General features: G+C 62.2%; 16 protein-coding genes. 5 read left to right on the plus strand and 11 right to left on the minus strand.

What is annotated here, in order from left to right:
* Positions 1-103: 103 nt before the first annotated feature.
* Positions 104-661: a hypothetical protein gene (locus NJU76_RS11150; protein ID WP_254528498.1), complete on the minus strand. Its 558-nt coding sequence runs from the start codon at positions 659-661 to the stop codon at positions 104-106.
* Positions 662-781: 120 nt separating this feature from the next.
* Between NJU76_RS11150 and NJU76_RS11155 the strand changes: the two genes are divergently transcribed.
* Both NJU76_RS11155 and NJU76_RS11160 read left to right on the plus strand, forming a co-directional pair.
* The gene (locus NJU76_RS11155) at positions 782-1,339 is read left to right on the plus strand and encodes a GNAT family N-acetyltransferase (protein ID WP_254528500.1); all 558 of its coding nucleotides are present in this window, start codon (positions 782-784) and stop codon (positions 1,337-1,339) included.
* Positions 1,340-1,657: 318 nt separating this feature from the next.
* Positions 1,658-3,415, plus strand: coding sequence for an alkaline phosphatase D family protein (locus NJU76_RS11160; RefSeq protein ID WP_254528502.1), 1,758 nt, complete (start codon positions 1,658-1,660; stop codon positions 3,413-3,415).
* Positions 3,416-3,679: 264 nt separating this feature from the next.
* On the opposite strand, the gene NJU76_RS11165 is transcribed toward NJU76_RS11160, so the two are convergent.
* Positions 3,680-4,075, minus strand: coding sequence for a winged helix-turn-helix domain-containing protein (locus tag NJU76_RS11165; RefSeq protein ID WP_254528504.1), 396 nt, complete (start codon positions 4,073-4,075; stop codon positions 3,680-3,682).
* A gap of 243 nt (positions 4,076-4,318) precedes the next feature.
* On the opposite strand from NJU76_RS11165, the gene NJU76_RS11170 reads away from it, so the two are divergent.
* Positions 4,319-4,978 carry a helix-turn-helix domain-containing protein gene (locus NJU76_RS11170; RefSeq protein ID WP_254528507.1) on the plus strand — a complete coding sequence of 220 codons (660 nt, stop codon included), beginning with the start codon at positions 4,319-4,321 and terminating at the stop codon, positions 4,976-4,978.
* A gap of 149 nt (positions 4,979-5,127) precedes the next feature.
* Here NJU76_RS11170 and NJU76_RS11175 read toward each other — a convergent pair whose 3' ends face one another.
* Entirely contained in the window at positions 5,128-5,406 is a 279-nt protein-coding gene (locus NJU76_RS11175) for a hypothetical protein (protein WP_254528509.1), read from the minus strand.
* A gap of 386 nt (positions 5,407-5,792) precedes the next feature.
* On the opposite strand from NJU76_RS11175, the gene NJU76_RS11180 reads away from it, so the two are divergent.
* Positions 5,793-5,945, plus strand: a complete 153-nt coding sequence (locus NJU76_RS11180; RefSeq protein ID WP_254522458.1) for a DUF7560 family zinc ribbon protein — start codon at positions 5,793-5,795, stop codon at positions 5,943-5,945.
* Between the two features lie 38 nt (positions 5,946-5,983).
* On the opposite strand, the gene NJU76_RS11185 is transcribed toward NJU76_RS11180, so the two are convergent.
* From NJU76_RS11185 to NJU76_RS11210, 6 genes are all read right to left on the minus strand, one after another.
* On the minus strand, positions 5,984-6,436 hold the full coding sequence (locus tag NJU76_RS11185) for a pyridoxamine 5'-phosphate oxidase family protein (protein WP_254528511.1): 453 nt from the start codon (positions 6,434-6,436) through the stop codon (positions 5,984-5,986).
* 120 nt (positions 6,437-6,556) lie between these two features.
* Positions 6,557-6,934 carry a DUF8048 family protein gene (locus NJU76_RS11190; protein ID WP_254528513.1) on the minus strand — a complete coding sequence of 126 codons (378 nt, stop codon included), beginning with the start codon at positions 6,932-6,934 and terminating at the stop codon, positions 6,557-6,559.
* Complete coding sequence (locus NJU76_RS11195) at positions 6,935-7,195, minus strand: MoaD-like domain-containing protein (protein ID WP_254528515.1); 261 nt, start codon at positions 7,193-7,195, stop codon at positions 6,935-6,937. It lies immediately after the preceding gene.
* Positions 7,196-7,412: 217 nt separating this feature from the next.
* Positions 7,413-7,559 carry a hypothetical protein gene (locus tag NJU76_RS11200; RefSeq protein WP_254528517.1) on the minus strand — a complete coding sequence of 49 codons (147 nt, stop codon included), beginning with the start codon at positions 7,557-7,559 and terminating at the stop codon, positions 7,413-7,415.
* Positions 7,560-7,634: 75 nt separating this feature from the next.
* Positions 7,635-7,913 (minus strand): ubiquitin-like small modifier protein 1, encoded by a 279-nt coding sequence (locus NJU76_RS11205; RefSeq protein WP_254528519.1) that lies wholly within the window; start codon positions 7,911-7,913, stop codon positions 7,635-7,637.
* A gap of 186 nt (positions 7,914-8,099) precedes the next feature.
* Positions 8,100-8,450 carry a hypothetical protein gene (locus tag NJU76_RS11210; RefSeq protein WP_254528521.1) on the minus strand — a complete coding sequence of 117 codons (351 nt, stop codon included), beginning with the start codon at positions 8,448-8,450 and terminating at the stop codon, positions 8,100-8,102.
* A gap of 221 nt (positions 8,451-8,671) precedes the next feature.
* On the opposite strand from NJU76_RS11210, the gene NJU76_RS26715 reads away from it, so the two are divergent.
* Positions 8,672-9,031, plus strand: coding sequence for a hypothetical protein (locus tag NJU76_RS26715; RefSeq protein WP_340681214.1), 360 nt, complete (start codon positions 8,672-8,674; stop codon positions 9,029-9,031).
* 175 nt (positions 9,032-9,206) lie between these two features.
* On the opposite strand, the gene NJU76_RS11220 is transcribed toward NJU76_RS26715, so the two are convergent.
* Together NJU76_RS11220 and NJU76_RS11225 are read right to left on the minus strand one after the other, a co-directional pair.
* Positions 9,207-9,593 carry a DUF7971 family protein gene (locus NJU76_RS11220; RefSeq protein ID WP_254528523.1) on the minus strand — a complete coding sequence of 129 codons (387 nt, stop codon included), beginning with the start codon at positions 9,591-9,593 and terminating at the stop codon, positions 9,207-9,209.
* Positions 9,594-9,831: 238 nt separating this feature from the next.
* Positions 9,832-10,314, minus strand: a complete 483-nt coding sequence (locus tag NJU76_RS11225; protein WP_254528525.1) for a DUF6789 family protein — start codon at positions 10,312-10,314, stop codon at positions 9,832-9,834.
* Positions 10,315-12,113: the final 1,799 nt, after the last annotated feature.

A 12,113-nucleotide genomic window follows, 5' to 3' on the forward strand; every position in this document is an offset into this window, starting at 1 on the left:
GTCGTCGTGGTAACCTGACTTACCGGTCGGCGGTAAACGCTCGTCGGTTCCAGCGGTCGTCTGACTCGGCATTTCCTTCTCTGACGATGCTCGAGACGCTCGATCACCGTCTCTCCGACAGTACCGTATCGCTCGTATAGGCACGGAGGTCGACCGTCGCGGCAAAGACGGCGCCGAGGACGGTGCCGAACAGGAGGTGGCCGAGGAGGCTCGTCGCAGTGGTCGCCGGGAAGGTCTGGCTTCCGCCGGTGCTGACGGTGTCGACCCAAACTGGGAGCACGAGCAGTGGGAGGATTGCCCAGACCGTCAGGCCGAAGATGAATCCCGCGGCGATCGTCCGTACGATGATGCCCGTTCGGGAGATGACGTCCGTTTCGACGTCCCTCCGAAGCGCGCCGAGGATCGGCTTCCGGGTGACGATCAGGCCGAAGACGACTCCGAGGGCGATCCCGTGAGCGACGTGGATCGACCAGCCGATGGGATCGACGGGTTGGAGGCCGTAGATCGCGGGGATAGCGGACGAGACGACGCCGGGCTCGAACAGCACCATGACGATCCCGAACGCGATCGCGCCGAGCGCCCCGCCGAGTGCCCCACCGACGATCCATCCGGCGCTGTTGCTCAGCCCGAAGGCGGCCGCTGTGTTGGATTCCCCCTCCATCGGTGCGATGGTACGACGAACGCGTCCAAAAGTGTTATTCAGGTAGCAATTCGGCAGTCTCACGTCGGACGACCCGTCCGAATACCGCACATTGTTGTGGATCGGGCGCCAAGCGATCCCGTGGAATACGAACTGCTCGGCTGGCCATCCGATGGGCCGAGGCTCCGACTCGACCACGAGCGGTTCAGCTACGCCGGGAAGTTCGTCATGACGAACACGGGCAAAGCGGTGGCTCGAGCCGACGACGGAACGATCGTCGCAGCGGTCGCCTTCAACCCGGATCGCACCGACGACGAGACGTTGTGGCTGCGCTACGTGACCGTCGCCCGCGACCGCCGCGGTGAAGGGATCGGCCCTGCGCTCCTCCGGCGGGTCCGTGATCGGGCCACAGAGCGGGGGTACGATCGGCTTCGGATCGCCGTCAACAACCCTTACGCCTACGAAGCACTCTACCGGACCGGATTCGCCTACACCGGCGACACGACAGGCATCGCCGAACTCGTCCTCGAGTATCCCGCGCCGGCGGTAGATGCAGACCAGGAAACCCAGGACGAACGCGACCGCTACCAGGCGGGTCTCGACGAATTCCGCGAGCGCGACCTCTCCGACGACGAAAACGCGTTTCTCGAATCGCGTCGCGACAGTGGGCCACCGGACCTCGAGTCGATGGATCGGTGACCCGCGATGTGGGCTGCGATCCGAGTCGGCTGCGATCGCGTGTGAGCCGCGATCGGATCGTTCGCTCGGGTGCGATTCCCTGCAGGCGTGCGCTCGACATGTGGTCGACACAGTCGGCACGCGGTTGGCATGTGCGAGGCGGTGGGCGTTTTCGGCGCACGCAGGTCGGGTGGCGGAGCACACGCTCATCCTCGAGTCTCGTGCTGCGTGCAGATGGGTCCGAGCCTTCGCCGTCTGCACCCCCTCGCTCTGAACCCTGAGCGGGCCGTACTCCCGTACCCATAGAGCTACAATCCCACATTTTCCAACAGGTGGTGTATGGCGGACGACATCGATCTGGATGGGCGCGACGAGCCGGTACGCGGCGCAAACGATCACGCCGAACTCCTGTCCGAACTGGACTCGCACGACCTCGCTGTCGCGACCGATTTCGATCCCGACGCGGACACCGGCCGATTCGAGTACGACCCGGACGCGGATCCGGACGCGGTGTTTCCCCAGTCGGTCGCCAGCGGCGGGCCGACCCCGTCCGGCGTCATCCTCTGGACGCGTCTATCGCCCGCCGTCTTCGACGCGGACGAGCCACTGGCCGTGCGAGTGGCCCGTGACCCTGACTTCGACGACGTCGTCTACGAGGGCGAGGTCACCGATGCCGAGCAGATCCGAGCCCACGACTACACCGTGAAAGTCGACCTCGACGGCCACCTCGATTCGGACTGCGAGTACCACTACCGGTTCTACTACTGCGGCACGGCCTCGCGGGCCGGGCGGTGCCAGACGCTTCCCGCGCCCGACGCGTCGCTCGAGCGCGTCCGGTTCGCGGTGCTCGCCTGTCAGAACTTTCTCAACGGGTATTATCCGGCGTACCACTACGTCGCCCGCGAGGACGTCGATTTCCTGGTCCACGTCGGCGACTTCATCTACGAGTCCGACGACGGCGACTTCAAGGGCCTCGGGTCGTACGACTACCCCGATCGCGAGAAGGAGTTGCCCAGCGGAAACGGTCGCGTGTGGGGACTCGAGGACTACCGATACCTGTATCGGACGTATCGAAGCGATCGGTTCCTCCAGGAGGCGTTGGAAGCGCACACGCTGATCGCTGGGTGGGACGATCACGAACTGGTCAACGACCTGTACTGGGACAGGCGGACGGATGCCCCCGCCGGTGACCACCCACGAGGTGACGACCCTGCGTTCATGACGGACCTCATCGCCGACGCGATGCACGCGTGGTGGGAGTATATGCCCGCTCGCGTCCACTACGACCCGAGCGGCGACAACCTCCAGGACCGGTTCCGACTCTGGCGCGACCTCGAGTTCGGTGACCTCGTGACGCTCGTGATGACCGACGAACGCCTGTTCCGCGATCCGCCTCGAGAAGCGATCTCGACGCCCGACAACGTCGGTCCACACCGCGAACCGCCTGGACGGACGATGCTCGGTGAAGACCAGCGCGAGTGGCTCATCGATTCGATCACCGGCTCGGAACGGACGTGGACGGTGTGGGCCGACGAGGTCCTGACCGTTCCGCTTCGCGTCGGTTCCGGACCGCTCTCGATCTATCCCGTTCAGGGCGGGTGGGATGGGTACACGAGAGAGCGAATGCAAATCACCGAGGCGATCGCGGAGGCGGACGTCGACAACTTCGTGACTCTGACCGGTGACATGCACTGTTATATCGCCGCGTACTCACAGTCGTCGTATCCCGGGCGAGTCACGGGCGGCGAGGGCGTCGCGCAAGGTGAGCGAATCGGCGTCGAGTTCATGACACCCGCCATCACCTCGCTCAACGTCGCGGAGGCCTTGCATCTGACTCGCGGCTGGCGCCGGACGTTCACCGAGCCGCTGCTGTCGTGGCTGGTGCCGGCGATGAATCCGCACATCGAGTTCTTCGACAGCCATCACTGGGGATATTCGGTGGTCGAATTCACCGACGACGCGTGTACGTACATCGGCTACGCCGTCGACAAAACGACGAACAGGCCGGATGCCGATCGTTCAGTCGTGGCTGCATACTGCGTTCCGGAGGGTGAGGTCTCGCTTACGGACGTGACCGAGCAGTATCGGACGCAGTAGTGCGATCCGGACGGACCGCTATGCACGTTTGGCGCAGGGGCAGGGGCATCGAACCGAACAGCGATCACGTCTCCGACGGTGAACGTCCCCGACCGCGTTCACCTGCGTGTCGGGTCGTGGGGAGAGTCACCGTGTGACGAGAGAAGATGGACGGCACGACGAGTGGCAATGCGACCGGGGCGCAGTAACTGACTCGAGACGAATCCACCGCAGTGATACCCGAGCTGTTCGACGGGGTCGCGGACACCGGAGATGCGTCCCGACTCAATCGCTTGCGATGGCGGGCTTCGATGCCGAGCCGGATTCGGCGTCCGGCTTCGTCATTTCGATTTCGATCTCCCCGTCGGTGACGGAGACGAGGACGTCGTCGAAGTTCTTGCGATACTCGGTCGCGTGCTTACCGGAGGTGTTGATACGAACCTGCTCCGTGACCAGATCGGCCTCGGTCAGCATCTCGACCTTTCGGTAGGCAGTCGACATTGGGATATCACACCGCTCTGAAACTTCTGTCGCCGTCAACGACTCCTCGTTCGTCGCCTCGAGGATGGATCGGCACGCGTCGTCGTCCAGCGCGGCGAGCACTGCCTGCGGGGTGACCGGATCGGTGGCGTGCCATCCTCGTGTGGAGCCGTCTCGTGCGTCGGGGTACATCGTGGACATTTGTTACGGCTTCTACTACCGACCAGGCACCCTCCAATTGAGTCCCCATAAATACAGGGTACTTTATAACGGGTCGATCGGATCCCCCGGGCTAACCGGTCTCGCATGCGTTCGGTTCGAGCCGGATAACGAGCACACCCCGATCCGCGTAGTCGTTCGAGGGCGATTCCCAACTCGTATGGGTTGTCGAACGTCCGAACGTGGACGCAGGGTTTAGGAGGGTGGACTTACCATTGATTGATAATGGCAACGGGGATTCGCGCGGAGGTGAAAATCGACGACCCGTCCGACTGCATCGTCGCACAGGCGTCGGCCGAGACGTGCGGCCGGATTCACTCCGTCTCGAAAAGCACCAACCCGTCGGCGGCAGAGCGCGTGACAGTGGAGTTCATACTTGAGGCCGACCAGTATCCCGACGAGTTCGACGTCGACACTGACCTGTCACCGATCTTTTCGTACGGCTCGAGTACGGTCTATCGGTTCCAGCGCGAACTCGGGTGTAGCTGTCCCTGCGAGTTCATCGAGAAGTTCGACTGCCCCGTCGTCGACATCCGCACGCAGGGCTCGGCGCTGTACCTGACCTTTCACGCGCCGGACATGCACCGACTTCAGGCGGTCATCGGCGAATTGCGCGATCGCTACGCGAACCTCGACGTCCAGCGGCTACTTCAATCCCAGCAAGATCACGACGAACAGAATCTCGTCTTCGTCGATCGAAGCAGGTTGACCGCCCGTCAGATCGAAGTCCTCGAGACTGCCCATCGAATGGGGTACTTCGAGCACCCGAAGCGAGCCAACGCTGGCGAGGTCGCCGACGAACTCGGCATCACCAGTACGACGCTGACCGAACATCTCGCAGCAGCCCAGTCGAAACTGTTAGGAACGATTCTCGACCGCGAGTAGACCGTCGAATCCGGCGGTCGGACCGACGGACCGCGGGTCGATGCTCGGTTCGGGATTCGTTCGAACCGGTATTCGATACTCGCTTGAGCCGTTGGTCGCTCGAACGATTTTTCCAGGTGGCATCGACACACCTCGTCGCGTCTCGATAGTCATTGGTCCTCGGTGGGAAGGGTGACCCGCAGTTCACCGTTGACCTCGTAGAAGTACCCTCGTTCGAGCAATCGGGTAATCGCGTAGTCGGCGTCCCCCGGTTCGAGTTCCAGTTCGGCGGTCGTCCGCAGGACGTCAACCGCGCGTTCACGCCGGATCGCCGGGACGTGGTCGATGCTCTCGCCGGAATCCGAATCTCGTATCCGATCTGAAAGAACGGTGTAGGCATTGGTGATCCACTCAGGGAGCGATGGCCGAGGATCGTCGGTCGAGGGCATCTATCAGCTCACCAGTATGTGATCGTTCACGGGCATCCCGCTTAACTGTATCCCGCGTGAGACGTGGATTTTCGGACTCGCCACGAGCGATACGTCCCACGGTGAGACCGGGCGCCCCGTCGCCACTCGAGAGTACACGTCCCGCCTCGAGCGCGATGCCGTAAGTCGCCGGCTGAATTCCGCCGTCGACCGTCGGGGTATCGTTCGGGCTGTAAGTCGTCATCCTGTCGGGGATACTCGCCCCGCCTTGCGGAGTGAACGCCGCGGGTGGACTCGAGCCCTAAGTACGTATCGGGATCTACAGACGACCGGTACCGAACCGCAATCATATATATACTGGACGCACAGCTATGACGTACGCAATCGAGGATGCACACCGCTCCGCCATGAGTAGATACCAGTTCACGTGCCCGGAATGCGGGCAGGAAATCGAAGTCAACGAATCGATGCGGGAAGCCACGCTTTCACACGGCTGTCCAGTCTGTACGGCGTCGGTGTCCCAATCCGACTTCGTGGCGGAGCAACAGACCGAGAATTGAGTTCGCCCCACCCCCGTTTCTCCCGACGGATCCCCGTGTTACCCGTCTCGGTCGACGTCGGTCCGCCGACCGTTGAGCATCGTCGGTTCGAGGCGATAGAGTTCGATATTCAGTGATTTCTTGCCTTCGGTCCAGATCTCGAATAGCGGTCGCTTCGCTCGGCCGTACTGGGCGATTTCTCCAGGTGTGAGATCTGCCGGTTCGATGCTCTCGAGTTCCCCCGTCGCGATGACGCTCCGGTACGTCGACGCCGCCTCGTCGTAGACGACGAGTCGAGCCCGCGGTGAGGACTCGAGGAACTGGCGCTTTTCGCTGTCGGGTGTCGACACCAGCCGCATGTAGAACTCCCGCTCGTCGTCGTCGTAGCCGTACGAGATCGGGATCGCGTAGGGCTCGTCCGTCCGCGCCAGCGCCAGCACCCCTGTCTCGCGACGACTGAGAAAGTCGTCGATCTCCGCGTCGGTCATCTCGGTCTCCTGATCGATGGCCATCGTCTCAGTAGTTTGCCAATGGTGAAACACTATCTTTATAGTTGCCATCGACTGCCAGACGTGCTGTCAGCGGACTGCACTCCCACGGTGTCGTGGCCGGTGACTCAGCCGGTCTCAGTCTCACGACTCGGGTTCCGTCCCGCCGCGTCCGATGACAACCGGTTCGCGGACCTCGAGTGCCGTCTCGAATTCGGATTCGCGACCCGTCCGCCGGCCGATTCGGAGCAGTTGTTCTTCGTGTGCGCGCCGGATGGCCGCCCGTTCGCGGTCGGTACTGTCGAGCGCTTCGCCGAGTTCGTCCCAGTGGCTCCTGGGGACGAGAAACAGTTCGCGGTTTCCGTCCGTACACAGGAGTTCGTACTCACGGCGGTATCGATCGATTTCGGGTCCCAGCAGCTCCTGTGCGCGCTCGACCAGATTAGGGAGCGCGGCCGCCGGCACGCTCGCCTTGGCAGCCGTCAGCAGGAGTACTTGTCCCTCGATCGGTCCGCCCGCCATTTATCCACCCGCGCGCATCGCCTTCTGTGCGAACCGTTCGACGAGCGGCTTGAGGGTGTCTTCGTCGCCCTCGAAGACGACCGTCACTTCGGTTAGCGAAAGTGTTGGCCCGATGCCAACCGTTTCTGCGGAGAGCGTCGCCGTCCAGTCGTCGCCCTCGACGGTGTCTTCGTCGACTTGCCGGCCGCCCAGATTCGTTAAATACCGGATCGCGAGTCGTTCGGAGATGCCGCGAAAGGAGCGCTCGAGACGTGTTGTCATACCCATCGTTCGACGGCCGGACGCATATACTGCCTGGCAACGACTCGAGGACGGACGTCGAGACGTCGAACGAACGGGATCGTGGATTGAAACGGGAACGTGCTCACGAAATCGATTGGCGTCGACGAGATTTCCGACCGACGTGTACGCACGATCGACGCACGGTCACACACGTACTCGAGCAGTACGACACCGACGAGTCCCGCAGCGACGCCATTCAATGGATCGCCAGGCCGGTCGCGAGCAATACGGATACGGTGCCGACGAACAGACAGACCCGCTGTCCCGTCGATCGATTTTCGTTGCGATCGAGGATCCACCCGACTCCGAGATCGACTACCAGTTCGACGACCGCATCGAGCATGGCTGCCGACATCGTGTCAGATATTAAATATTCGTGGGAGCGTTCCCGGCGGACGACTGCGGACTTCGGCTCGCGCTATCCCCCGGCGACCGGCGGGAACACCGAGACGACGTCACCCGGTTCGAGCGTCGTGTCGACGTCTGCCATGTGAACCACGTTGCGGCCGTTTTTCAGGACGCTCAGCTGCGGGCGAATCCCCCCACTCTCGAGCAATCGCCCCTCGAGGCCATCGTACTCGGCCTCGAGTTCGGCGAGGACGTCGCCGACGGTGGCATCGTCCGCGACTGTTCTCGGGTGCTCCTTTTCCCCAACGGCTTCTCGGAAGGTGGCGAAGAACCGGAGATTGATTTCCATACTCGAACGACGTGAGCGGCCGACTTGACCTCTTCCCCGCCCCGACGGGTGAAGGTCCCGAACGGCGGGGCGGGTCCGCGGGATGGGGTCCCCAATCGACCTATCTTTCCCGTACGGACCGCTCCGAGGGTTATTCTGGAGACCCGTCACTATTCCCGAACGGCTACCAACCCCCACTGGCCGCGTTCAGACTGCCGAGGTCGATGGCGGTGAGGTAAACGAAATGGCGTCGATACCGGCTCGCTCGAGCGCGTCGTCGATACTGCGCGCACCGCGTTCCGCCGCCTCGTCCGCGTCGTCGGCCTCGACCGTGACCGTCACCGTGAACGCGAGCGTGATCGTGTACGGGTCGAACGGTGCGGTCGGGTGTTCGTATACTTCCGCGTCGGAAACGTCCCAGTCGGTGATCGTCCCATCGGCCGCGAGCCGCTCGAAGCTGTCTGCGAGTTCCGCCGTCGCGTCGTCGCAAGCGGTCGTATCGGATCCCCCGTGAAGCGTAACGAGCGTCGTCCCATCGCGGGACACAGCGAACTCCATACGACTTCTAGCGAGGCCGAGAATTTGAACGCTTGGACTGAATCTGACGGCGGAGTCTCGAATCTGGTATGGAAAACTCGTTCCAACAGCGATCCGCTATTCGATAGAGAATGGTATTTCGTATTCCGATAGCAGCGACCGCATTCGTTCGACGCCGCCGTGTGCGTCCAGCCCTCGCGCGTGTAATGTCTGTACGGATGGCGAAGCCACGAGTACTCTCGATGGGCGAATACTTCGATGGCTCCCCCACCGGTCCGAAACAGCGCGACGTGCAGTTGCCACGTCGCCATCGACGACTCGCGTCGAACCCAGCTTCCGGTCGAGAGCCTGCTGTCGTCGTGGACCTTCAGGGAGGCGATCGGCTCCCGCTCGAAGGACAGCCCCTCGAGCGTCGATTGGATTTCCTCGAGGTCGCGTTCGACAGTGCCAACGTACTCGTCCGGGTGCTGTCTGCAGATCGCGTACCCACCGAGCGGTTCCTTGATTCGATGGAGCGCGGGAAGCACTCGACGCCGAACGCGCGTCGTCAGGTCCACCACGTTGGCCCCGTCCGCGGTGATGTCAGTAGTCGCCACGGGTAGCGGTCTCGAGTGAGACTACAAATTCGTTATTACTCTGAATCTGTCATTTGACGTCGGCCGGTCCACGAAAGCGCCAGTACGGGCCGTTTGAACACCTCAAACACGTTTGTGAATATATTACACTGGTGGTATTACTCGTCGGGGAAGACCGATGACCGCCAGTCGACGGCGGCCGTCACAGGTCGCGCAGTCGGATCCCGTCTTCTACCAACCGCGCGTTTCGTTCCCGATCGAGTCGATCGCCGAGGTCCTCGTGCTCGTAGAGTTGGGCGATCACGTCCGCGTATAGCGTCCGCCACGCGATTGCGTAGATCGGTGACTGCCCCCAGGCCCGTAGTTCGGGAACCAGTTCGTCGTAGGTCTCGTACCGTTCCTCGAAGCGATCGATCGCTTCGAGGAGTCGACCGACGGCTTCCCGCTCGTCGTCGGCCTCTTCGAGTATCCGATTGAGTCGCTTTTCCCATCCCGCGACCGCTTCTTGCATGTCCGCCGCCGCGCTCTCGTCGTCTGCAGGCAGTTGCTCGAGGATCGGTTTCGGAACGCCGAGTGTGATCTCCTCCATGCATCCCGATATGCGATCGACTATCAAGAAAATGGTTCCTTCGGACGGCGGCCGGCGATCGACGGGTCACGTGTCGTCGATCGATTTCGTCGGATCGGTGGTCATACCGATGCCTTCACCGACCTTCGACATTAATAGGGACTCACTCTTATATTGATCTCACGTCCGCGACGCACCGTATCGAAGTCCCTCGTTGCGCTCGGGCCCGAACCGTTTTCGAGAGCGCGTTGTCTCGGTTTCACACGGCTCCGCCGCCAAAAACGGTCCTGTGACTCGCGAGATAGTCGTATACGATGCCCAGAACCAGTCCGTAGACGAGGTACGCGACCAACGTGATAACCGATAGCGAAAGGGTTTCGATGTCCGTCCGTTCAGGGATATCGATTCCGTAGAGGACGACGACGTATCCGGTCCACAGAACGAAGCCGAAGACTGCTCCGTGAGCGGTACCCGTGTCGCCGGGAATCGCCCAGGTGAATCCACCGAAGAGGAGCGGCCATGCGAGGGCGAAGAGGCCGCCGTACGAAACGAACCGCAGCGCTGCTGCCGCCGGAGTGCCTCCCGCACAGTACGGCGGTCCGCCGATCGCACAGAAACTCGTGAACGTAAAGAATACGAAGAGGTCGGAACCACGCAGCAGTACGTCTGCCCCGAGTAAAACTATTGTGAGGACGACCGTGGCAGCCACGCCGCCACCGATACTACTTCTCACGGGCCCCATATCACAAGATTGCGCCACCGACGACCATAAAACAATAGCGAACTGATACGTTTTCGTCACACACAGAAAACCCGGGATGACTGGAACTGCATAATATCCAGCCAGTACAGCAGTATCAGCGCTCGGACTGGTACGACTCGAGGGCGCTCGTGTTGACGTCGTGCGATTTCGCTCGGCGAGTCGAGGAACTGCCCGACGGCACGTCCCATCGGACAGCCGGTGATGAGTGGCCAGCGGCGAATCACCGGGATTGAGCGCGGTGACGTCGCGGGTACGGACGACCGAGCTCGACGGTGGTGGCGAACCGGGAGCGTGAGCGTCCCGGCACGAATTTAATATAGCGATACCTGATTTATCACTGGTATCCGGCTGGCAGACAGCGTCCGCTTCCGTCAGTTCCGGGCGGTCGGCGCGGTGACCGGCAAGCGGCGACTGCAGTGGCCGATTTGCGGCCGTTCGGACCGAACCGGCACCGTTCGAGGGGTCCCGTCAGCTGTTCAGCGGTCGCGACCGGGAGCGACTGGGTCCTCCGGGTCGATCTCCCCCCTGTGACCAGTGGGACGGAACCGATCTGTCGGGAATGGAATGCGACTCGACGGTGTCGAAAGTACCTCGCCTCGACCGTCGGTCCCGAATGATACCGTTTGGCGCCTGCCCGTTCCGGTGCTGATGTGTGTTACGAGTCGTAGCTGACATTCTCGAGTTGTGGTCGACCAGGTCGTCTCTCGAACAGTAGCCGATCACCCACGTTCGACCGTCGTTCTCGAGTCGCGATCGATTCTCCAGTACCGGGTTGCAGTCGCACCGTCCCCTTTTGGGGCGGCGAACCCCGATGTGAGCGCGTTATCGACCGTACTTCCATCGAATCCCTCGCAGATTGACCGACGCGTCCGTCGATTCGACTGTCTCTTCGGTTCCGTCTCTCGTGTAAGTGCTCCGTCTTGTCCACTCGGCAAGGGTGGTTCGTTACCACACGTCGTGTGAATCTCGACGATGGCGGTCTCCACTGATCTGTCGCGAGTGTGGAACTCGGGGTAGCGATGGTCTCGCTCGCCCTGCGGCGAGTGCGCCGACACCCCTGGCGGGTGCCGATACAGGTTCGCCCGGAACGGTCGGGGGGTGAGAAGCGTATCGATTCCAGCGCACACGCCCGACTGTTCACGAGGCACACGTCGATTCCGTACGCGAACTCGAGACGGATATTCGATCGCTGCATCCCCGTGACCGTCTCGCTAATCGGAGTGCAACTTTCCGATCGCTCCCTGATATAAAACGCGATCCCCGAATCAGCGCCGATGAAGTGTATGATGATATATCGAATCTGCTGCCTGGTGGGTAAGGGTTGGACCCTCGCTGCCCGGGTTCGACTCAGTCCACCTCGCCGATCCACCGTTTCCGGGGGACGTGTCGATCATCGTGGGTTCGATGCCCCACGCACGAACCGTGGACTCGAGCAACGCTTGGACCAGACTGATCCGTTTTCGTGAAGTGACCACGTCCAACCCTGGCTCAGCCATTCGGTTCCGAGTCGTCTTCCGGGGGCTACATCGGCATTCGTCGGTTCGAACTCCACGCTGCGTCCGTCCAGCAGACGTGGCGTCGACGCGTCGTCGATCTCCGTCGGAACGGGACGGCCGGTCTCTCGCGGCCGTTCGTGGGTCGGTGGCTCACGCTGCGGTCGTCGAGGATGCTCTCGATTGAGGGCATCGATCGCGGCGTTCGACGGCCCTCCCGTAACTCGCCCGCGGACGCGGCGCGGTCCGTCACTTCCGATGGATGTCTGGACGACGATGAACGCC

This window comes from Natrinema gelatinilyticum (genome assembly GCF_024266705.1).
Classification (GTDB): Archaea; Halobacteriota; Halobacteria; order Halobacteriales; family Natrialbaceae; genus Natrinema; species Natrinema gelatinilyticum.

Bases quoted from the DNA above. Each gene is read 5' to 3' on its own strand.
- NJU76_RS11220 (WP_254528523.1), bottom strand. From the start codon at position 9,593: ATGGAGGAGATCACACTCGGCGTTCCGAAACCGATCCTCGAGCAACTG.
- NJU76_RS11190 (WP_254528513.1), bottom strand. From the start codon at position 6,934: ATGGCGGGCGGACCGATCGAGGGACAAGTACTCCTGCTGACGGCTGCC.
- NJU76_RS11170 (WP_254528507.1), top strand. From the start codon at position 4,319: ATGGCAACGGGGATTCGCGCGGAGGTGAAAATCGACGACCCGTCCGAC.
- NJU76_RS11175 (WP_254528509.1), bottom strand. From the start codon at position 5,406: ATGCCCTCGACCGACGATCCTCGGCCATCGCTCCCTGAGTGGATCACC.
- NJU76_RS11200 (WP_254528517.1), bottom strand. From the start codon at position 7,559: ATGCTCGATGCGGTCGTCGAACTGGTAGTCGATCTCGGAGTCGGGTGG.
- NJU76_RS11165 (WP_254528504.1), bottom strand. From the start codon at position 4,075: ATGTCCACGATGTACCCCGACGCACGAGACGGCTCCACACGAGGATGG.
- NJU76_RS11150 (WP_254528498.1), bottom strand. From the start codon at position 661: ATGGAGGGGGAATCCAACACAGCGGCCGCCTTCGGGCTGAGCAACAGC.
- NJU76_RS11210 (WP_254528521.1), bottom strand. From the start codon at position 8,450: ATGGAGTTCGCTGTGTCCCGCGATGGGACGACGCTCGTTACGCTTCAC.
- NJU76_RS11160 (WP_254528502.1), top strand. From the start codon at position 1,658: ATGGCGGACGACATCGATCTGGATGGGCGCGACGAGCCGGTACGCGGC.
- NJU76_RS26715 (WP_340681214.1), top strand. From the start codon at position 8,672: ATGGGCGAATACTTCGATGGCTCCCCCACCGGTCCGAAACAGCGCGAC.
- NJU76_RS11185 (WP_254528511.1), bottom strand. From the start codon at position 6,436: ATGGCCATCGATCAGGAGACCGAGATGACCGACGCGGAGATCGACGAC.
- NJU76_RS11225 (WP_254528525.1), bottom strand. From the start codon at position 10,314: ATGGGGCCCGTGAGAAGTAGTATCGGTGGCGGCGTGGCTGCCACGGTC.
- NJU76_RS11205 (WP_254528519.1), bottom strand. From the start codon at position 7,913: ATGGAAATCAATCTCCGGTTCTTCGCCACCTTCCGAGAAGCCGTTGGG.
- NJU76_RS11195 (WP_254528515.1), bottom strand. From the start codon at position 7,195: ATGACAACACGTCTCGAGCGCTCCTTTCGCGGCATCTCCGAACGACTC.
- NJU76_RS11180 (WP_254522458.1), top strand. From the start codon at position 5,793: ATGAGTAGATACCAGTTCACGTGCCCGGAATGCGGGCAGGAAATCGAA.